The sequence below is a fragment of the Bradyrhizobium sp. Arg237L genome (assembly GCF_029990105.1).
In the GTDB taxonomy this organism is placed as follows: Bacteria; Pseudomonadota; Alphaproteobacteria; order Rhizobiales; family Xanthobacteraceae; genus Bradyrhizobium.
This window is the reverse complement of the sequence record NZ_JAQMIL010000082.1, coordinates 1-20,182: the sequence shown is the minus strand read 5'-3', so window position 1 is coordinate 20,182 and position 20,182 is coordinate 1. Positions and strand designations below refer to the sequence as shown.

The following is a 20,182-nucleotide window of genomic DNA, read 5'->3' as shown; positions in this document are numbered from 1 at the left end:
GTTGCGAGATAGCGCAATTATCGTTTGGAGATGCCATGAGCATTGAACAGGTCAGTAAATCAAGCGTTCTCATTGCCGGCGCCGGCATTGGCGGCTTGGCGATGGCACTATCGCTGCTTCGTCGCGGCATCGACTGTGACGTGTTTGAGCAAGCGTCCGAGTTGCGCGAGGTGGGAGCGGGTCTTTGGATCTCCATGAACGGCGTGCGCGTTCTTCGGGATCTCGGCCTCACCGAACAGGTCGAGCAGAACTGCATCGCGGCCGAGCGACGCTCGATCCGCCTCTGGAACACCGGTGATAGGTGGCCCCTCTACAACCGCAGCTCCGACGCGGCGCGCAACCAGCCCTATTTGCTGCTGCGCGCTCACCTGCTGAAGATCCTCGTTGACGGCGTGCGTCAGTTGAAGCCGGGTGCCATTCATCTGAACGGCCACGTTGTCGGCTTCAGTCAAAACGACGAAGGGGTTCGGGCCAAGCTCGCTGACGGCTCCGAAATCGAAGGGCGCGCCCTGATCGGCGCAGACGGTGCTCATTCGAAGGTCCGTCTTGGTCTCATCGGCAACATCGAGAGCCAGTACACGAAGGCCATCGCTTGGCGTGGTCTCGTGCCGGTCGACCGCCTTGCGCCGCATCAGCGCGAACCCGAGGTGGCAACCTGGATCGGGCCCACCGCGCATGTCACGGCCTATCCAGTGCGCTGGCAGAACACGGTCATGATGACCTTTTCGGGCCAGGTCGACCATAACGATTGGCTGCTCGAATCCTGGTCGGAGAAGGGCTCGGTCGAGGAATGCCTGAAGGACTTCGAGGGCTGGCATCCGGACATCATCGAGCTGGTCAAGAATGTGGATACCCTGAATAAGTGGGGCCTGTTCGTGCGGCCGGCGCTGGGTACGTGGTCGAAGGGACGCATCACCCTGCTCGGCGACGCCTGCCATTCGATGCTGCCGTACCTCGGGCAGGGTGTGAACATGGCCCTGGAGGATGCATCCGTCCTCGCGCGTTGTTTCGAGGAGAATCCCGATGACATCGCGGCGGCACTCAAGACGTATCAGGGCCTGCGGCTCGATCGTACCACCAAGGTCGTGAAGTCCGCGGCCGGCATGCTGCCGATCTTCCATAACCAGGCACTGTGCAAGGCCGAAACAGCGGGTAACTACATCAAGACCCAATGGGCGCCGGAAGCGACGGCTGCGCGATACGATTGGATCTACCAGTACGACGCGACCACCGTGCCGCTTCACTGACGTGCTCACGATTGGGACCGCTGGAGCGCAACAGTGACTGGCACCAAGCAACCCTGGGACGATGTGATACCGCTGGACGAGCGCGAGACCTATGCGCTCGCCGGGCTGGGTGGCGCGGCGGGATTCGGCAAACGACCAGCATTGCTGGTCATCGACGTGCAGTATCGTTCGGTCGGCGACCGGCCGATGCCGATCCGCGAAGCGATCAAGCAATACCCCACCAGCTGCGGCGAGGCCGGTTGGCATGCCATCGCACACATCGCCGAATTGGTGCCGCTGTTTCGCGAGAAAAAGTGGCCGGTGATTTTCCCGCATGTCGCGCGGAAGGTGGGCCAGGACCAGGGCGCGTTCTCCGCGAAGATCCCGGGTATCATGCGGATCCCGCCCGAGGGCTATGACTTCGTCCGTGAGGTGGCTCCGGAGCCCGGCGAGTTGCTCCTGCCGAAGACGCAGGCAAGCGCGTTCTTCGGCACTCCGCTTGCGACTTATCTGATCGGTGCCGGCGTCGACTCGCTGGTGGTGACCGGCTGCACGACCAGCGGCTGCGTGCGGGCGTCGGTCGTGGATGCGTGCGCGCTGAACTTCAAATCGATTGTGCCGAGCGACGCCGTCTACGACCGCTCGCCCACATCCCACGCCGTCAACCTGTTCGATATCGCCAGCAAATACGCGGATGTCATGCCGACGCAGGCCGCCATCGAGCGGCTTCACGCGCTGTCGGATGACCGCATAAAGGATCAGCAGACGTGAGCGGCGCCGCGGCATCCGGATTGCTTTACGGCGCGCATGTGCGCGCCAACGGCATTCGGCAGCACTATCTGCGGTTCGGCGGGTCCGGGCCGGCGATCGTCATTGTCCCCGGCATCTCGACGACTGCGGCGCAATGGGCCTTCATCGCAGAGCGCCTGTGCTCCGGACACGACGTTTTCGTGCTCGATGTCCGCGGTCGCGGCCTTTCTGAAAGCGGCCCGCACCTCAACTATTCGCTCGACGCATGCGCATCCGACCTTATCGGGTTCGCGGAAGCGCTTGGAATGGGCCCTTATACGCTGCTGGGCCACTCGATGGGTGGCCGCATCGGAATCCGCGCCGCGCGTTGGCGGCCATCGTCCATGGACCAACTGATACTGGTCGATCCGCCGGTCTCCGGTCCTGGACGTCGCGCCTATCCGATTCCGGTCGAACCGCTTCTCAAATTGCTTCAAAGCGCGAAGCGTGGAGAAGCCGACGCGGCGCTGCGAAACCCCTCTGCTCCGCGGTGGCCCGAGCAGCACATCCGCACCCGGGCGGAGTGGATGCATACCTGCGACGAGCGCGCGCTCATCGAGAGCCACAAGGGCTTTCATCACGATGATATTCACCGCGACCTCGCCCATCTCAGCGTCCCCACCGCGTTGATCGTCGCCGGGCGGGGAGGGGTCATTCGGCCCGAAGATGAAACAGAAATTCGCAGATTGCTGCCGTCCATCGCGATCAGGACGCTGGAAAGCGCGGGTCACCAAATGCAGATCGACGATACCGAGGGCTTCCTTTCGATCGTTGAAGAGCTTCTAGCGCGACCGCGCGATCGGTTCGACGGCCGCGTGTCTACGTTCGGCAAACAGGAGATCAGTGAAGATGTCCCGACAAATCGTTGATGTTGAAATGCTTGAGCTCTTCAAGGCCGAGCTGACGCTCTGCAAGGTGAAGAAGGGCGAAGTCGTTGCGGTCCTGAGCGGCGGCGGGGATCAGCAGGAATACGCCCAAGCCTTCATGCTGGCCGCGCAAAGCCTGGGCGCAACGACCTTTCATCTCAACGTGCCCAAGTACGGCCAGGGCAAGGTCGCGGGCTTGCAGGGCCGGCATGCGCTCACGGGCAACCAGCCGGCGATCGATACGCTCAAGCGCGTGGATATGGTGATCGATCTCCTGGGGTTGCTGTTCTCTCGTGAGCAAGCCGAAATTCAGGAAGCGGGCACGCGCATCTTGCGCGTGATGGAGCCATTCCACATCCTCAAGAAGATGTTCCCGACCGAAGATCTGCGCCGGCGAACGGAGCTCTCTCGAACCCTCCTGCAGTCGGCCAGCAAAATGCGGATCACGTCGCCCGGCGGAACGGATGTAACTTATGGCCTGAAGCAATACCCGGTCATTTCCGAATACGGATACACGGATGAGCCCGGGCGCTGGGATCACTTCCCGTCAGGCTTTGCCTTCACTCAGGCGACCGACGGCGAGGTCAACGGCACCGTGGTGCTGATGCCCGGTGACATCGTCTGCGCGTTCAAGCGTTACATCCAGTCGCCGGTGATGCTGACCATCAAGGATGGCTACATCGTCGACCTTAAGGGCGAAGGCACCGACGCGTTGCTCATCAAGAATTACATCGACAGCTTCGGCGATCCGCGCGGCTGGGCGATCTCGCATATCGGCTGGGGGTCGAACGAGCGTGCCGCCTGGCATCACATCGCGGCTTCCCAGGAGCTCTCGTCGGAGCACATCATGAATGCGCTCTCCTTCTACGGGAACGTCCTGTTCTCGACGGGTCCGAACACGGAGCTCGGCGGTACGAATGACACGCCGTGTCATTTGGACATCCCGCTTCGCGGCTGCAGCCTGTGGCTCGACGATATCCACATCCTCGACAAGGGCGAGTTTGCTTATCCGGAGCTGAGGGCGCCGGGCCGCTAGGCCCTGCGCATCAAGCACGCAACCCGGAGTCGCGAATGCGACTCCGAATGATGCCGGGGTCGCGCTCGCGACTCCCAATGATACCGAAGTCGCATTTCGACTCTCGAAGACGCGGCAAGTGTCTCGGTCACGTCTATCGACTTCAATCCTTCAACAGGAAACGCGTCAAATGTCGGCAACCATCTCAAGTTCGGAAGACTACACGCCGCGGCAACGGTATTCGATTATGATCTCAGCGATGCTGGGCTACATACTCGATTTTTACGACGTTCTGATATTTCCGTTTCTCTTGCCTGCGATCCAGCGATCGATGTCGCTATCGCTGACCGAGGTCGGCTCGCTGCAAGCTCTCACATTGTTCGGATCGGCCATCGGCGGAGCGCTATTCGGCGTCATCGGTGATCGACTTGGCCGAAAGACCTCGCTTCAACTCACGATCGCATTGTTTTCCATTGCCGCGATCATTTCGGCGTTCGCATGGAATTACTGGTCTCTTGCCGTGTTACGGTTCATCACCGGCATCGGTCTTGGCGGCGAGTACGGCGTCGGCATGGTGCTCTTCAACGAGGCCTGGAAGAAGGGCAGCCGGGGTCTGGGCGCGGCGGCGCTTCAGGGCTGCGCCGTGATTGCATCATCCACCGCTTCGATCGTCGGCATCTGGCTGATTGCGACGTTCAGCGACGAGTGGAGCTGGCGAATCGGCTTGCTGAGTGGCGGCGTACCCATCCTGCTGATTATCTTCATTCGCTTCTTTATGCCTGAATCCAAGATCTGGCTGGAGTATGAGGCGCAACGCAAGGCCGGCCGAGCTACTGCAGAAGCCCGTACACTTCCTCTTGCGGATCTATTCCGCAACGCGCTTGCACGGCAGACCATCGTCGCCTTTGTGTGGCTGATGAGCTACATGCTCTGCTACTACAGCATCGTCTCCTTCATTCCGACGCTGTTGCTGCGGGACATGCATACCCCTGGTGATGTCGTTCGCTCGACCGCTGTGTTGCTCTCCGTGGTCAGCGGCATCTGTTATCTTGCGAACGGCTTCCTCAACGATAGGGCCGGCCGCCGCTTCGGAGCTCTTGTGCCCGCGCTGTTTTGGATCGGGTCTTTGGTCGGTATGGCCTTGTGGGGCAGCGAGCTCTACGCCGGATCGAAGCTTGAGTGGCCGATGTTCTGGCTCTACATCGCCTTCGGCATGGGCAACGTGGCGCTGGGCGTGACCGGTGTCTGGATATCTGAGCTCTATCCGGTCAACCTGCGTGCGACGGCGGTGTCGACGTTCTATATGGGCGGTCGCGGGCTTGGCAGCATAGCGCCTGTGATTGTGCCTCTTGCGGCGGCCCACTTCGGCGGAAGCTTGCTCAGCGGCATGGTTGCGGTGGCCCTTCCTGCTGCGACTGTCTTCATTATCGCCTCTCTTCTGCTTCCAGAGACGCTCGGTCGTGATTTGTCCGCGAAGGGCTTTAAGGTCGACACGGAAACGGAAGCCACGATGAAGACTGCTTCGGTGTCGCGTGTTTGACTTTGGTGGAAGGACGCTTGACCGCCGCGAACGCGTCGTTCCGGCGACATAGATCGCGTCCCTCCGACGAACCTTCAATCGTAACGGAGCGTGGCTGGGCCTGATGTCAGAAAGAGCATTCGGACGGCTGCGCGGCGGGACCCATGCACACCGGCTGACGGCCGGCGCAACGCTATTCCTGAATCGCAAGTTCATTTGCGCGCAAGTTGTGCGCTTGCGAACAAGTTTTGTGCTTGTACACAAGTGATTATCAAAATATCGTCACGCTCGTGATCTCGAGGCAACGGTTCCTGGATAAGGGGCGAATCTGCGCGTCCAGAGTTGAGGGCGCCCCGGTCGATAGCCGGCCTCAGATCGTTCACCGGACAATTCGAGGATCGCTCAAGATGCGCATGCTAGTTGTAATGAACTTCGCTGCTAGTCTTTCCCTTGCCGGCGCGTGCGCGCACGCCGCCGAAGGTCAATTTCCCACGAAGCCGGTCACCCTGACCGTCAATTACGGCGCTGGCGGCGGATCGGACGCGATTGGCCGCGCGCTTGGACGAGCGCTTGAAAAGCCGCTCAAGCAACCGGTTGCGATTGAGAACATTGCCGGGGGAGCCGGAACGCGCGGTGTCACCGCCGTCGTCACGGCCGAGCCGGACGGATACCAGATCGGTGTCGCAACGAACAGTCCGATGACGATCGCCGTGCATACGGTCAGGGGATTGTCCTGGGGAAACCCCAGCACGTACGATATTCTGGGCGGTATTGGCATCGTCTACAACACCGTCTGTATTCAGGCGGACTCGCCGTTGAAGACGCTGGATGACGTGGTGAAGTACGCGAAGGAGAACCCCGGGAAGCTGAAGGTCGCCAGCATTGCGGGCGGAATCAATCAGTACACCTGGGACGCTTTCGCCAAGAAGGCGAACATCAACGTGAGGTTCGTCCCCTATAGCGGCGATGCGGACGGCGTTGCCTCCTTCCTCGGAAAGAACACCGAACTTGCGGCGCTCACCTGGCCGGGGCTGAAGGCCCAGGTCGAAGTCGGAAAAGCGCGTCCGCTGGCGGTGTTCGGTCCCGAGCGGATGAGCTCGAACCCGGATGTCCCGACGTTCAAGGAACTGGGCTACGACGTCGTCACCACCAGCGACTACGTGGTCTATGCTCCGAAGGGAATTCCTGAGGCCAAACGTCGCGTTATCGTCGAGGCCGTGAAGCAGGCCGTGTCCGATCCCGACTTTGTGCGGGTGCTCACCGCTCAGAACATTCAGGTGCAATTCACCGATGGCGAGAAGATGACCCGTCAGTTCACGGAGATCTTCAACGCCACGGCTCCATCGACTCCGAGCGGAAAGTAGGCCGCAGATGGACCAGGCGATAGTCATCAAGACCGAGGCTTCGACAGCGGCCAATGCTCCGGCATCGACCACGGGAATCAGGCTCGCATCGCTCATTCTGACGGCTGCGGGACTGTTCTATCTCTATCAGGCCATCAAACTGCCGATGGGCGACCCACCGGGAACGGGCGTCGGCGCCGTACCCGTCCTGGTGGCGGTCTGCTGGGTGGTATTCGGCGCATTCGTGACGGTTCGTAACCGCGGCGCATCTGCTGATCTCGGTCTCTGGCCCCGGGGCAGCGCGGCGCTGCGCGTCGGGGTCGCCTTTTTCCTTTGCGTGATGTTCATCGTCGGGCTGCCCTTGTTTGGGATTTTCCTGACGACGGGGGCCTTCCTCCTGTTGATGGGACGTCTTGCCGGCGCACCATGGACGAGTGCCGTCGTTCTCAGCGCGACAACTCCTGTTGCGTTCTGGATTGTCTTCTCATTGGGTTTGAAGGCATCGCTGCCGTTCGGCTCCCTTCTCACTGTCATTTTCAGGGGCTGACCATGGATCTGCTCGGTAACATGCTTGGCGGGTTCGCCGTGGCTCTCCAGCCCGTGAACATTGCGGCCGCACTGCTCGGGGCGCTTGTGGGCACCGCTACCGGCGTTCTGCCAGGTCTCGGCGTGCTGGGCGCGATGGCAATCCTGATGCCGATCACGATCCATTTTTCCGCAGTGACCGGTCTGATCATGTTGGCTGGGATTTACTACGGTGCCATGTATGGCGGATCGACCACGGCGATCCTCCTCCGGATCCCCGGTGAAAGCGGATCTATCGTCACGACGATCGACGGTCACGAGTTCGCGAGAAAGGGGCGAGCCGGCGCTGCCTTGATGATTTGCGCCGTGGGATCGTTCATCGCCGGAACGATCAGCATTGTCGGGCTCAGCCTGTTCACCACGCTGCTAGCCGACGTTGCGCTGCGCTTCTCGTCTCCGGAGTTCTGCCTTCTGGCGCTTTTGGGCGGTTTGACGCTGGTGCGCATCACTGGAAACGATCCAGCCCAGAACATGGTCATGCTTTTGATCGGCATGGCTCTGGCGACGATCGGCGTCGATGCCGTCAGTGGAGACACGCGCTTTACATTCAACACGAGTACGTTGGCATTGGGCTTCGATCTCGTGCCGGTCGCGCTGGGCCTGTACGGACTGAGCGAGCTGTTCCACGTCCTCGCCTCGAACGAAGGATTTCCGCGTGCCACCACCGTGCGTTTGCGGGAAATGATCCCGACACGCCGCGAGTGGTCGCGTGCGTGGCCTGCAATCGTGCGAGGGTCGGGCATCGGCTTTCTTATCGGACTGTTGCCCGGCCCGGGCTCTCTCACATCGACCTTTGCGTCCTACGGCGTCGAAAAGGCCATTGCCCGAACGCACCGGGACGAGTTCGGCAAGGGAGCGATCGAGGGCTTTGCCGGGCCGGAAGCGGCGAACAATGCGGTCGCAACGTCCGCGCTGGTGCCTGTTCTGAGTCTCGGGATTCCTTTCACGCCGAACGTGGCGTTGATGCTCGGGGCGCTTATCGTTCAAGGCATACAGCCCGGGCCGCTGCTGCTGTCCCAACATCCGGACGTCGTGTGGGGTCTCCTCGCGTCCATGTATATCGGTAATGTAGCGCTGCTCGCTCTGAATTTGCCGCTAGTCGGGATGTGGGTTCGGCTGCTGCGCGTGCCGCAATACGCTCTGATTGGATTCATTTTCGCCATCAGCTTCGTCGGCGTGTACACGGTGCGAAATAGCTACTGGGATCTATGCGTCTTGGTCGGCTTTGGAGCCATCGGCTCAATCTTACGGCAGATCGGTTTTGACCTCGCGCCGATGATTCTCGGGCTGGTGATCGGCCCGATTTTCGAGAAGGCGTTGCGCGAAACGCTTTTTTTGAGCGGCGGGGATTTCACGATCTTTGTTACGCGGCCGATCAGCGCCGTGCTTTCGGCCCTTTGCGTCGTGGCAGTCGTCGGACCCACCATCGCCGTGTGGATCAGGCGCGGGAGCCGCGTTCCGCAGCAATCGTAAGGGATAGTTCGGCACCGCTTCGGATGCGGCGCAGACCGCCAAGCGGTACTGCATGGAGGGATTCGGGTGCAGTATCCAAGTGTAAAATACTATCCGGAAGGTGTCCGTTGGGATGAGCCAATCCAAACCTGCTTCGTGCCTGAGCTGCTCCAAACCCCATTTCCCGGCCGTAGCTCAAACGGTGGGTCTGGTCTAGGAGGGACAAAAATGCTTTGTCTTTCAATGGGGGTTGACTGACTCTCCGCCGTAGTCGTGTTCACTCTAACATTGTTCTTGATTTTGGCGCCTAGACTGCTTCGCGGGCTAGCATCGACGCAATCGCGTGCGTGGATCGCGTATGAACGGCCGCTTTGGCGGACTATGAAGTCATTACAAGGGAGCTAAGCGACCCGTCGATAAGAAAACAGCGCTTCCAGCGGATGTTGCTCGATAATTGAATGTTCACCGTAGGTCGGCGGATTTTTATTTTGGAACTGGCCAGTTCGCAAATTTGTCCGAGCTGAGGTCAGGCCCCGCCGGCAGGATCGAAATAGGCCATTCGATCCATGACGCCGTCCGCGAGCCCCACCTTATAGACGGCTTCGGCGAAGTGCCTGTTGTCCGCTATCTGGCTGAGCTTGCTGTTGCCCGTGCGCTGCGGCAGCAGCATGCAAATCGGCTCGAGCATTTCGATCTCGAACGGAACGTTGACGCCGGCGGTCATCGAGAACGGCCCAGGGGTGAGCAGCCTGGTAGCGATCAATTCTCCATCGTCCATCGAGCTCTCAAGCCCGACATCGAGCAGCCACACTTTGGAGTTGTGGAGAATGTCGGTGGCGATCAGGCCCACCACGTCGTGACGTTGTTCGATCTGGAGTATTGCAAACTGCGACCTGCGCATCGCATCCAGCATCAGTCGTTCGTCGGACTGCGCCTCAAACTTGGCCGACTTCGCATAGCGGTCGATCGCCCGCGAACGATCCGGCGGCGCGGTGTAGATGGCGAGGTCGTAGACGTAGTAGATCTCGTCCATGTCATCGAGAAGCAACGTCTTTCCTCGTGCCAATCCGAGCCGACGCGCTTGTTTCAGTAATGCGTCGTCGGATATGGACCTAAGAACTTCCTCATGAAGGCTCTTGGAGATTTCCCGAAGGCGAAGATAGCGGGCAAGGATGTCCGCACGTGTCAAAGGCATATCCCTGCCGGAAGCCAAGATCGGCTGCTGTTGGACGAGAGGAAAGGCCATGAAACTCTCCCGAGTTGGACCGCCAGCTTTTCACAATCGTTAACGCCGGACGTTGATTCGCGAAACGGCAGTCTGTCGGCCGCAAACAGAGAAATCTGTTCAGTGCCTCGGATGGGTTGAGCTCTTGCTCAACTCATCCGTATGTCCGATCCTGCCCGTCGAGACCGGGCAACGCGCGGGCGTTGTTCAGCGCGAGTGCCGAGGCGGGACCCGTTACCGCAGGCCAGGACCCGGCGTCGATTAGAAGGGTGATGCTGAGCTACGATGAGCCGGAAGAATCGAGTTCCACTGGGCGATCGCGTCGCCAGGGCAGCCGAAGAGGCACTTGCCGCCCGGCACTTTGTGAGCGCCATCGACGTCCTCGTCGGGATCGGGTGGCTCGACCCCGGAGCGGTCGAGCGCTGGCAGCGCGGGCAGGTCGATTGCCTGGAGGAAGTTGTCCAGGTCAATCCACCGCGCATCTCGGAAGCCATGCAGCTATTCCAGTCTTGGGTGACAGCGAAAGGACTGATCGCAAGCCCGACAGCCTATGTTGCTCGTACGCCGCAGCGCCAAGCGCTGCGCTTCAGTCGAAGTGGAAACGCTGAGATCGAGGTGTCATATCGGACAAATTGGGTATCGCCGGAACTCTCGGAAACCAAACGTGAGCGCCTCGCGGAAAAGGCAAGCCGTGGCCCGGAACTGGTGGTCATCCAGCCATTGAACAAGGAGTGGACATGCCATCGGTGCGGCGGCACCGGCGATCTCCTTATGATGGAGGCGCCCGGCCCGGCGTGCCTGCACTGCGTTGGCCTCGATGATCTCGAGTTTCTGCCGGCGGGCGATGCCCTGCTCACGCGGCGAGCGAAGGCGAACAGTACCCGATATGCCGTCGTCGTGCGCTTCAGCAGAACTCGCCGCCGCTACGAACGACAGGGCCTGCTGGTCGAGCCTCGGGCCTTGCCGAATGCGCGGTGATCGCGCATTGATTGCCGCGCTCTGTCCAGCACCATTGAAAATCTTAATCACATACGAGTTCGCAGTTCTATTTTGAGCGGCGCGCTGCACCAGCGGAGCTGTCCCGGCGCGCATCTTAGGACCGCGTGATCCGCGCGACGAACCACCGCACGACGCGCGCCCTGACCGCTAGCGACTTATTAATCTCCCGTTGCTTAGGTCCAGACCTTCGCATGTCGAACCCGCAGTTACGAGTGATGCGGTCCCCCAAGCCGCCTGCCAGCCTGCGACTTGGAGAGCTTGATGTTAAATACCGCCGCCTTTTCCCTGGTCCTCTTCAGTTGGCTGAAGGAGATCGGGGAGATCCTGCTTCTGGTAGGGTTGAGCGGCGAGGTCGCTCTTCTGGTTCTCGGGATTTCGAAAGGCGCCTGGGAGCGAGGACTGGCGATCACGTTTGCCGCTCTCGTCCTGGTCGGCGTCGCTCTGGAATATTGGGCCGATAGCCCGAGGAGGTTCGGCCCCGCATCCCAACAGCGGATTGCCGGTGCCCTCAAGGAATTTCGTGGCACTCCGTTCGATTTCTCGGTCGAGCTTGACCCCGAAGCTGTTGCCTTGATGGAAGATGTCGGAAAGGCGCTTGATGCCGCTGGCTGGAAGAGACAGGCGGTTGCACAAGGCTCTGGATATATCCCGCCAGGAAAGCCCGCGGCCGGCATCGTCGTGTTCAAAGGGGTTGAAGTGCAGATCGCCGAATCGCGACACTCGGATTGGGGAGCGGCTGGCAAGCCAGCCGCTGTCCTTCTGCACGCCATGCGGAACGAGGGATTGACCGCAATCGTGAAACAGGTCCCGGACAATCAGGAAAGCACCGACGCGATCCATATCAAGATCGGCGCCAAGCCATAAGGCTGGGCAGCTCGTCAACCTTCGGGCTTCGGATTATCGGTGCCAAGCAAAGGCCCTTGGATGAGGGAAGCAGCCGCGCGCTCTGAAGAGAGACCGTCATGCCGGCTCGGCGGTGGAGAGCCACCAGCCATCGCCGGCAAACCAGCACGTCCGGTCGGTTCGATCATCAAACCGTAACGATCGCACGCGATCCCAACCTTCGGTGAAGGCGTTGATGAGACGCTCACGGTCCTCTGGATCGCCGTGCAATCCCGTACAGCCGATGAACCGCGCGCGCGACACGAAGGTTGCGGGCCACCGGTCACCAGCCTGGGGCCGCGTCACGCGCAGCATACCGCCCAGTCCGAATTCCGGTGCCAACGGAAACATCAGCCTACCGCCGGGAAGCAGGGCATCGATCCACGCCCAGCTCGGAGCTGTTGCCGCCGCGCAGACGTAGATGGCGTTGGCCTTAGGCAATTCGCGGCCGATTCCGGACCCAGTGTGCACCAAGACCTGGCTGTAGTCCTTCAGATTTTGTCGCGCACGCGCGGCCAGATCCTCATCGATCTCGAAGGCGGTGACGGTGCCGGAAGCTCCAACGATCTCGGCAATGACTGCCGTGTAGTATCCGGTTCCAGCCCCCACCTGGATGACCCGATCGCCTTCTCTCAAATCCATTTTGTCCAGCCAGGCGGCATGGGCGCTGGGCATTCCGATATTGATGCCACGATCGGGATCGAGCCCGATCAAGACGTCCTGGTAAATGAATGCGGGATCGTCGTCCGGCGTGCGGATGTAACCGTCGCCGCAACGGATCGACCACGGACCCGGCCCCGCGAACCGTTCGCGTGGGACGAGCGCAAATGCGTTCGCGATTCCTGGGTTTGCGTTTCCAGCAACGAATTTGGCGAAGAACTCGCGATATTTCGCCGATCGATCGTTCATCAGGAAGTTCATCCAGAACCTGAGGACCGAGACAGTGCATTGCCATACCTGTAATTGGAACGCGAGTACAGACCCCGCGGGGAGGTGGGGCGCGGGATGGATGGTGGAATGACTCGGGTGGCGTCGCTATGATGCCCGCAAAGCAAATCCCCAGACTTTACGCAAGCGAGAGAGAGCGTGGAGACCATTACCGTTGCATTGATTCTGCTGCTGGCTGTGGTCGTCAGCGGCGGGGTTGCCCGCATGTCGCCGATATCGCTTCCCATGCCGCTCGTTCAGATCGTCATCGGCGTGCTCATTGCTGCGGTGGCCGACCTCGGCGTCCAATTGAAGCCGGACATTTTCTTTCTGCTGTTCCTGCCGCCACTGCTGTTTCTGGACGGCTGGCGCATCCCCAAGGAAGGACTGTTTCGCGACAAGGGGACGATCCTGGAATTGGCGTTCGGCCTCGTCGTATTCACGGTCGTCGGTGTCGGATATTTCGTCAATTGGATCATTCCGGCGATGCCTCTCGCGATCGCTTTCGCGCTCGCCGCGGTCATCTCTCCCACCGATCCGATCGCCGTCTCTGCGATTGCCGCTCGCATACCAATTCCTCGCCGGCTGATGCACATCCTCGAGGGGGAATCATTGCTCAACGACGCATCGGGCCTGGTCTGCATGCGGTTCGCCGTTGCTGCCGCTCTGACCGGTTCGTTTTCGGCGTTCGCCGCGTTCGGAACGTTCCTTTGGCTTGCTACCGGTGGCATCGCCATCGGCGTCGTTGTGACATGGGCCGTGACCGTCGCGAAGAATTGGGTCTCGCGCCATTTTGGCGAAGAGACGGGCTCGCAGATACTGATCAGTTTACTGATTCCGTTCGGCGCCTATCTCCTGGCCGAATACGTGCATTGTTCCGGCATTCTTGCGGCCGTCGCCGCCGGGATCACCATGAGCTACGCCGAGCAGAGCGGCCAGGCATTACCTGCGACCCGCATTCGTCGCGGTGCCGTCTGGGACCTGGTGCAGTTCACCGCGAACGGCGTGATCTTCGTCCTGCTTGGCGAACAGCTCCCGCAGCTCTTCGATGGTGCGGCGAGAGTGGTCCAAGAGACGGGGCATCATGCGCCAGTCTGGCTCCTCGTCTATGTGGTTGCGATCAATCTCGCTCTGGCAGCATTGCGGTTCGTCTGGGTCTGGACGTCACTACGATTTACGCTGTTTCGCGCGCATCTGAAGGGCGAGAAGCCGTATGTTCCAAGCTGGCGCCTGATCGCGGCGACCTCGATTGCCGGTGTGCGCGGTGCCATTACCCTTGCAGGCGTACTGACACTGCCGTTGACAATGAACGATGGTTCGCCATTTCCGGCACGCGATCTCGCGATCTTTCTCGCCGGCGGCGTCATCATCGTATCTTTGGTTGCCGCCACCATAACGCTGCCGTTCTTGCTCAAGGATCTGGAGCTTCCACCCGAGCCATCGCATCAGGCCGAAGAAGATCGAGCGCGCATCGCTGCGGCGGAAGCCGCGATCCGCGCGATCGAGCAGGCCCAGCATGACATGGGTGAAGGGCAAGTTGACGCCGATCTCTATACCGATGCCGGCGTTCGCATCATGGCGCTGTATCGCCAGCGTATCGACGGACGTTCCAAGGTCGGTCAGGAAGCCGAACTTGCGCAGAAAATCGACGACATCGAACGCCGCCTCCGTCTCGTCGGACTTCGCGCCGAACGGGCCGAACTGTATCGCATCGCGCGCAGCCGACAGCTCTCGGACGAGATCGCCCGCAAGTTGGTCAGGGAGGTCGATCTCCTGGAATCTCGCTTCCCGACGGCCTGACGAATGCCGGTGCGAGCCGGCAGCCTCGAGGCGATCTTCCGAGCCCGCTCAGCTCTTCACCATATCGCCCAGCATGTTTGCCGCTACCGTCAGCTTGGCGAGCGTCAGGCCGCTGGCTGCGATCTCCTCGACCGAGCGGCGGATGCGCGTTGCTTCAGGATGAGCGGCGAGCCAGTCGCCCGCGGCTTGCTGGCCGCATTGGCCGGTTGCAAGCATGTCCGCAGCCAGTCTTCTTTCGGCGGCGGCGATCTGGTCGACGGCGCGATCAATGGCGAGACGTTCGTAATTATCGTTTGCCGACACGCTGCGTGCGGCGGCGATGAGGCGATCGAGGCGGAAATTGGCCTCGGCGGCGAAGAAGGTTGTAGCGGCGTCGCCGATGGTCCGCCTGGTGCGCTCCGCGACGGTTACGATATCCGGTGCCGAGACCAGGGCGTCGAGATCCGCAAGATCACCTGCGAGGTCGGCCGGGACGCCGGCATCGATCAGGTCCTGTCGCCGCTTGCTGCGCCCGGCCTGCACATCCTCAGGCAGGGTCTTGTCGAGTCCGGCGGCGATTTCGCGGATGCTCGGGCCGAAGCGGGCGATGACCGAGTCCAGGCCTGCCTTGAAATCAACATTGCGCACGTACCAGAGCATGCGGGAGAGCAGCAGATCTTGTATCGCCGCGTAGAGGCCCAGTTGCACTTGCCCGTCGATGCGGGTGTCCAGTCCGTCGATCGCGTCATTGAGCTGCTTCAGGCCGTAGCACTCGTCAACCGCCACGAAGGCCATGGCGATGGTCGATACATCGGCATCCGTCTCGTCGATCAGGCGCACGACACAAGCCGGGCCGCCGCGATTGACAAACGCATTGGCGAGATTGGTTGCGATAATCTCCCGGCGAAGGCGATGGTGTTCCACCGCAGTGGGGAATTTGTCCTGCACCTCGCGCGGGAAGTACTCGGATAGTTCGCGGGCGAGATATGGATCATCAGGCACGCTGGTAACGAGCAGATCGTCGTAAAGTGTCAGCTTGGCGTAAGCCAGCAGCACGGCAAGTTCCGGCCGAGACAAGGATTGGCCGCGCCGGGCGCGTTCGGCGATCGCGGCATCGTCCGGCAGGAATTCCACGGCGCGGCTGAGGAGCCCGCGCTGCTCGAGCGATTGCATCAGCCGAGTGAGGAATCCGGTCTCGGCCAGGCCCTTGCGTTCGGCCAGCGAAAGCGCCAGCGTCTGCAGATAATTGTTGCGCAGCACCAGGGCTCCGACCTCGTCGGTCATCGCGGCAAGCAGCATATTGCGGTCGGTCGAACTGAGACGCCCTTCGCGTTCGGGGCGCGCCAGTGCAATCTTGATATTGACCTCGACGTCAGAGGTGTTGACCCCGGCCGAATTGTCGATGGCGTCGGTGTTGAGCTTGACGCCTTTCTGTGCGGCTTCGATGCGGCCGCGCTGCGTGACGCCGAGATTGGCCCCTTCGCCGATCACCCGCGCGCGGATATCAGCGCCGGTGACGCGGATCGGATCGTTGGCGCGATCGCCGACCTGATCATCGCTTTCTCCGGACGCGCGGATATAGGTGCCGATGCCGCCAAACCAGAGAAGGTCGACGCGTGCCTTGAGGATCGCCGTCATCACCTCGAAGGGGGTAGCCTGCGGCTTGTCGAGATCAAGCAGGGTCCGCACTTCCGGCGCCAGCGGGATTGCCTTGAGCGAACGCGAGAATACCCCGCCGCCCGGCGAGATCTTTGACTTGTCGTAGTCCTGCCAACTCGACCGCGGCAGGTCGAACAGGCGTTGGCGCTCGGCGTGGCTGGAGGCGAGATCGGGTGAGGGGTCGATGAAAATATCGCGGTGATCGAAAGCCGCAACGAGCCTGGTCGCCGGCGAGAGCAGCATGCCATTGCCGAAGACGTCCCCGGACATGTCGCCCACGCCGACAGCGGTGAAGGGCATGGTCTGGATATCAGTGCCGAGTTCGCGGAAATGGCGCTTGACCGCTTCCCACGCGCCGCGTGCCGTGATGCCCATTTTCTTGTGATCATAGCCCTGGCTGCCGCCGGAGGCGAAAGCATCGCCAAGCCAATGTCCCTTCTCGGTCGAGATCGCGTTGGCGATGTCGGAAAAGGTCGCGGTGCCCTTGTCGGCTGCGACAACGAGATAGGGGTCGTCGCCATCGTGCCGCACGGTGTCTTCGGGCGGCACGATCGTGTCGCCGTCGAGATTGTCCGTGAGTTCGAGCAGCGAGCGCACGAAGATGCGGTAGGCTTCGGTGCCTTCCGCCATCCAGGCCTCGCGATTGGAAGGCGGTGGCAGGCGTTTGGGCACGAAGCCGCCCTTGGCGCCGACCGGCACGATGACGGCGTTCTTGACCTGCTGCGCCTTGACCAGGCCGAGGATCTCGGTGCGGAAATCCTGCGGCCGGTCGGACCAGCGCAGGCCGCCGCGCGCGACCTTGCCAAAGCGCAGATGAATGCCTTCGACGCGCGGCGAATAGACGAAGATCTCGTAGAGCGGCTGAGGTGCAGGCAGCTCCTCAATCTTGCGCGCGTCGAATTTGACGGAGATCACCGGCCGCGGATGCCCGTCCGGACCGAGCTGCCATAGATTGGTGCGGATGGCGGCCTGCACCAGATTGGTGAAACGGCGCAGAATGCGGTCTTCATCCAATGAGGCGACGGATTTGAGCTGCTCTTCGATCTCGGCGAGGAGGGCCGTCTCGCGCGCCGAGCGCTCGGCGTCGGTGGCGGTGAGGCGCGGGTCGAAACGAGCCTGGAACAGAGCGACGATGCTGGTGGTGATCGCGGTGTTCTTGCGCAGAGTCTCCGACATGTAGTCCTGGCTGAACGGCGCGCGGATCTGATGCAGGTAGCGGGAGAGGGCGCGGATGGCCGAAACTTCGCGCCAGCTCAGGACCGTGCGCAGGATCAGCGCGTTGTATCCGTCGGATTCGGCGCGATCGCCCACCACCGCCATGATCGAGGCTTCCAGGCGACGGGCGAATTCCGCGGTGATGACGATCGGCTTGCCGTCATTGGCCTCGATCGTCATGTCGTGCAGCCAAACCGGCGCGGGTGCGGGCGTGGCGCTCGGCCTGATCTCATAGGTGCGCTCGTTGACGACGCGCAGGCCGTGATTTTCGATCACCGGCACCCGATAGGACAGCGACAGGGGCGCGCCGCGCGAAAAGACCTTGAGGCCGAAACGCGTCGGATCGTCGCCGTCGATGCGGTGAACCGAAAGCGCCACGGAACGAGCGGCAGTGAGCTTTTCGATGATGGCGATATCAGCAATCGCTTGTGAGGTGTCGAAGACCTCGGTATAGCCGCCGGTAAAGGCTCGTGCATAACGGTTGGCGATCAGGCGGGCCCGCATGCCGTCAGCGGTGGTCGCAAGCGCGGCTTTCAGCTTGTCAGCCCATGTTGCGGCGATGGCGCTGATTCCGGCTTCAAGCGTGGCGCGCTCGATGACAGGCGTGTCGCCTTCATACCGCCCGATGATGTAGTGGACGCGGGCGAGCGACCCCTCAGGGAAGGCTGCGTAGGAGGCCGCCAGTTGCCCCTTATAGACCTGCGCCAGGAAGCCTGCGACGCGTGTGCGGACGTCGGTGTCATATTTGTCACGCGGAATGAAGGCGAGGATGGAGACGAAACGGTCGAATTTGTCGGCGCGCGCCAGCGCCCGCACGCGGGGGCGCTCATAAAGCATCAGGATCTCCATGACGAAATTGTAGAGAGTCTCGACGTCGACCTGGACGAGCTCGTCGCGCGGATATTCTTCAAGGATATGCAGGAGCGCCTTGCCCGAATGGCTGTCCGGCTCGAAGCCGGCGCGCTCGAGCACCTGCGCCGCCTTGTGGCGGACATAGGGGATCTGCCGCACCGAGCGGGTATAGGCGGCCGAGGTGAACAGGCCGACGAGGCGCAATTCGCCCTCAAGCCGGCCGTCGGGCGTAAAGAGCTTGATGCCCACATAGTCCATCCGGACGCGGCGATGGACGCGGCTGCTCACATTGGCCTTGATGACGATGAGCAGGGTAGGCTCTCGCATGAACGCGCGGATCTCCGACGTCATCACCACCATTTCGGCGCCGCGGCGCAGCACCTTCACATCGGGATCGCGCAGGATGCCGAGGCCTTCGCCGGTGGTGATGTCGTCCGGCGCATCGCTGTCTGGTGCGAAGCGGTATTCTCGGAGGCCGAGAAAAGTGAAATTGTCGGCGCACAGCCATTGCAGGAATTGGGTGGCTTCGGCGACCTCGTCGATCGGCATCGGCGGCGGATTGGAGCTGAAGGTCTTGATCGCCTGCTCCACGCGGGCGCGCATGGCTCGCCAGTCGGTGACGCAGGCGCGCACGTCGCTCAGCGTCTTGGAGAGGCCGTCGATCAGCTTCTGGCGGTCGGCCTCGGCGTCCAGGCGTGCGATGTGGAAGTGAATCAGGCTTTCGCGCTCGCCCGTTATCCCCTCGGGGAGCGCCTCGCCGTAGAAATGCAGCAGCTTGCCCTGCTCGTTGCGCTCCACGGCAATGATCGGGTGGGCGACCAGCGTGACCTCGATGCCCTGCTCGGCGAGCTCCGCCATGGTGGAATCGAACAGGAAGGGCATGTTGTCGTTGAGAACTTCGAGCACGGAAATCTCGCGCCCGTCGGGCATCATCGGATTGATGACGCGGATGTCGGCGCTATCAGCTGTCCGCCGCTGCACATGTTCCCAGGCTTGTTCCGCCAGAAAGGCCAGGGACGCGGCGTCGTAATTGGCGAGGTCCTCGATGTTACTGTGGCCAAACAGAAGCTCGGCAAAGGCCCGGGGCGTCTTGCCCGGCTGCACGCTCCCACCGGCCTCGTGGATCAGGGTTGCTCGGGCCTTGTCGTCACGCCACGCCATAACGTCCTCCATTTCCCGCGTCGGCTGACCGCAGTCACGATCGTCTGCCTGATTTCGGAGTGCATCTCCTCGTGCGCCGTCGTCTTGATCGCAGTTGATTGCGTAAGCGAAATCCTTGGTCTCGGAGCTTCGGCGGCTCCTGATATCGAACATTATATCATCTCCGCGCGACCAGGGGGGAGTTGTCGTCAGCGCGCCGAAAGGGTTTGCGGTGCAGCGTGAAACCGAAGTCGGGTGCTGTCGACTTTCGCCGGTAGTCTGGAAAACAAAGGAATCTCAAGCACGGACGCATGAGTTCGCAGTTTTGTTGGGAGGGGCCCGCCGTGGCCAAGGCGGCTAACGTCAAGCTCGTCGCTCGGCAACAACCCAGAGGTGGACCGATATCTATTATCGTGCAAGGCGACGTTGGCACTGTGAAAGCCGCGGTCGATGCAGGCGCGGCCAGCGAGAGCCCGGACCTTGTCCGGAAATTGACAATCGCGGGAGCTGCGCCCCGAGGCGGCGCATCGTCCGGGAATGACGGCGTGTGTTGAGACGCGAGCTATGCAAAAACTGCCCGACGGGCAAATCAGCGAAAAGTCTGTCCACCCCTCCCGTAAAAAATAATCCGCTTTCGCCGTCGGGCAAATCAGTGATTTAACTCCGCGCGTCTCACGCGAATGAGGGGCGGCTCGCGATCGTCACGAAC

General features: G+C 61.5%; 14 protein-coding genes. 11 read left to right on the top strand and 3 right to left on the bottom strand.

The features are described 5' to 3' along the window. The first annotated feature begins 35 nt into the window (after positions 1–35). The 8 genes from OZ411_RS35710 to OZ411_RS35675 all read left to right on the top strand — a co-directional run bounded on the left by OZ411_RS35710 (position 36) and on the right by OZ411_RS35675 (position 8,816). Positions 36–1,247: an FAD-dependent monooxygenase gene (locus OZ411_RS35710; protein ID WP_282531696.1), complete on the top strand. Its 1,212-nt coding sequence runs from the start codon at positions 36–38 to the stop codon at positions 1,245–1,247. Positions 1,248–1,280: 33 nt separating this feature from the next. Further along, positions 1,281–1,997, top strand: a complete 717-nt coding sequence (locus tag OZ411_RS35705; RefSeq protein WP_282531695.1) for an isochorismatase family protein — start codon at positions 1,281–1,283, stop codon at positions 1,995–1,997. Further along, entirely contained in the window at positions 1,994–2,884 is an 891-nt protein-coding gene (locus OZ411_RS35700; RefSeq protein ID WP_282531694.1) for an alpha/beta hydrolase, read from the top strand. The genes OZ411_RS35705 and OZ411_RS35700 overlap by 4 nt, the downstream gene beginning before the upstream one ends. Continuing rightward, complete coding sequence (locus OZ411_RS35695; protein ID WP_282531693.1) at positions 2,865–3,917, top strand: leucyl aminopeptidase; 1,053 nt, start codon at positions 2,865–2,867, stop codon at positions 3,915–3,917. Before OZ411_RS35700 ends, OZ411_RS35695 begins: the two co-directional genes overlap by 20 nt. A 169-nt stretch (positions 3,918–4,086) precedes the next feature. Next, complete coding sequence (locus tag OZ411_RS35690; protein WP_282531692.1) at positions 4,087–5,436, top strand: MFS transporter; 1,350 nt, start codon at positions 4,087–4,089, stop codon at positions 5,434–5,436. A 206-nt stretch (positions 5,437–5,642) separates the two neighbouring features. Beyond that, positions 5,643–6,779 carry a tripartite tricarboxylate transporter substrate binding protein gene (locus OZ411_RS35685; protein ID WP_282531691.1) on the top strand — a complete coding sequence of 379 codons (1,137 nt, stop codon included), beginning with the start codon at positions 5,643–5,645 and terminating at the stop codon, positions 6,777–6,779. A 7-nt stretch (positions 6,780–6,786) separates the two neighbouring features. Next, a complete protein-coding gene (locus OZ411_RS35680; protein WP_282531690.1) occupies positions 6,787–7,305 on the top strand; it encodes a tripartite tricarboxylate transporter TctB family protein in 519 nt (172 codons plus the stop codon). 2 nt (positions 7,306–7,307) lie between these two features. Then, positions 7,308–8,816, top strand: a complete 1,509-nt coding sequence (locus tag OZ411_RS35675; RefSeq protein WP_282531689.1) for a tripartite tricarboxylate transporter permease — start codon at positions 7,308–7,310, stop codon at positions 8,814–8,816. A 505-nt stretch (positions 8,817–9,321) separates the two neighbouring features. On the opposite strand, the gene OZ411_RS35670 is transcribed toward OZ411_RS35675, so the two are convergent. Continuing rightward, positions 9,322–10,008, bottom strand: coding sequence for a hypothetical protein (locus OZ411_RS35670; protein WP_282531688.1), 687 nt, complete (start codon positions 10,006–10,008; stop codon positions 9,322–9,324). Positions 10,009–10,305: 297 nt separating this feature from the next. On the opposite strand from OZ411_RS35670, the gene OZ411_RS35665 reads away from it, so the two are divergent. Together OZ411_RS35665 and OZ411_RS35660 are read left to right on the top strand one after the other, a co-directional pair. Then, positions 10,306–10,998: a hypothetical protein gene (locus OZ411_RS35665; RefSeq protein WP_282531687.1), complete on the top strand. Its 693-nt coding sequence runs from the start codon at positions 10,306–10,308 to the stop codon at positions 10,996–10,998. Between the two features lie 282 nt (positions 10,999–11,280). After that, a complete protein-coding gene (locus OZ411_RS35660; protein ID WP_130577206.1) occupies positions 11,281–11,883 on the top strand; it encodes a hypothetical protein in 603 nt (200 codons plus the stop codon). Positions 11,884–11,979: 96 nt separating this feature from the next. Here OZ411_RS35660 and OZ411_RS35655 read toward each other — a convergent pair whose 3' ends face one another. After that, positions 11,980–12,810, bottom strand: a complete 831-nt coding sequence (locus tag OZ411_RS35655; protein ID WP_282531686.1) for an rRNA adenine N-6-methyltransferase family protein — start codon at positions 12,808–12,810, stop codon at positions 11,980–11,982. A gap of 177 nt (positions 12,811–12,987) precedes the next feature. Between OZ411_RS35655 and OZ411_RS35650 the strand changes: the two genes are divergently transcribed. Beyond that, entirely contained in the window at positions 12,988–14,628 is a 1,641-nt protein-coding gene (locus OZ411_RS35650) for a Na+/H+ antiporter (protein ID WP_130577208.1), read from the top strand. A gap of 48 nt (positions 14,629–14,676) precedes the next feature. Here the strand turns inward: OZ411_RS35650 and OZ411_RS35645 are convergent, their stop codons facing one another. Further along, positions 14,677–19,506 (bottom strand): NAD-glutamate dehydrogenase, encoded by a 4,830-nt coding sequence (locus OZ411_RS35645; protein ID WP_282531685.1) that lies wholly within the window; start codon positions 19,504–19,506, stop codon positions 14,677–14,679. Positions 19,507–20,182: the final 676 nt, after the last annotated feature.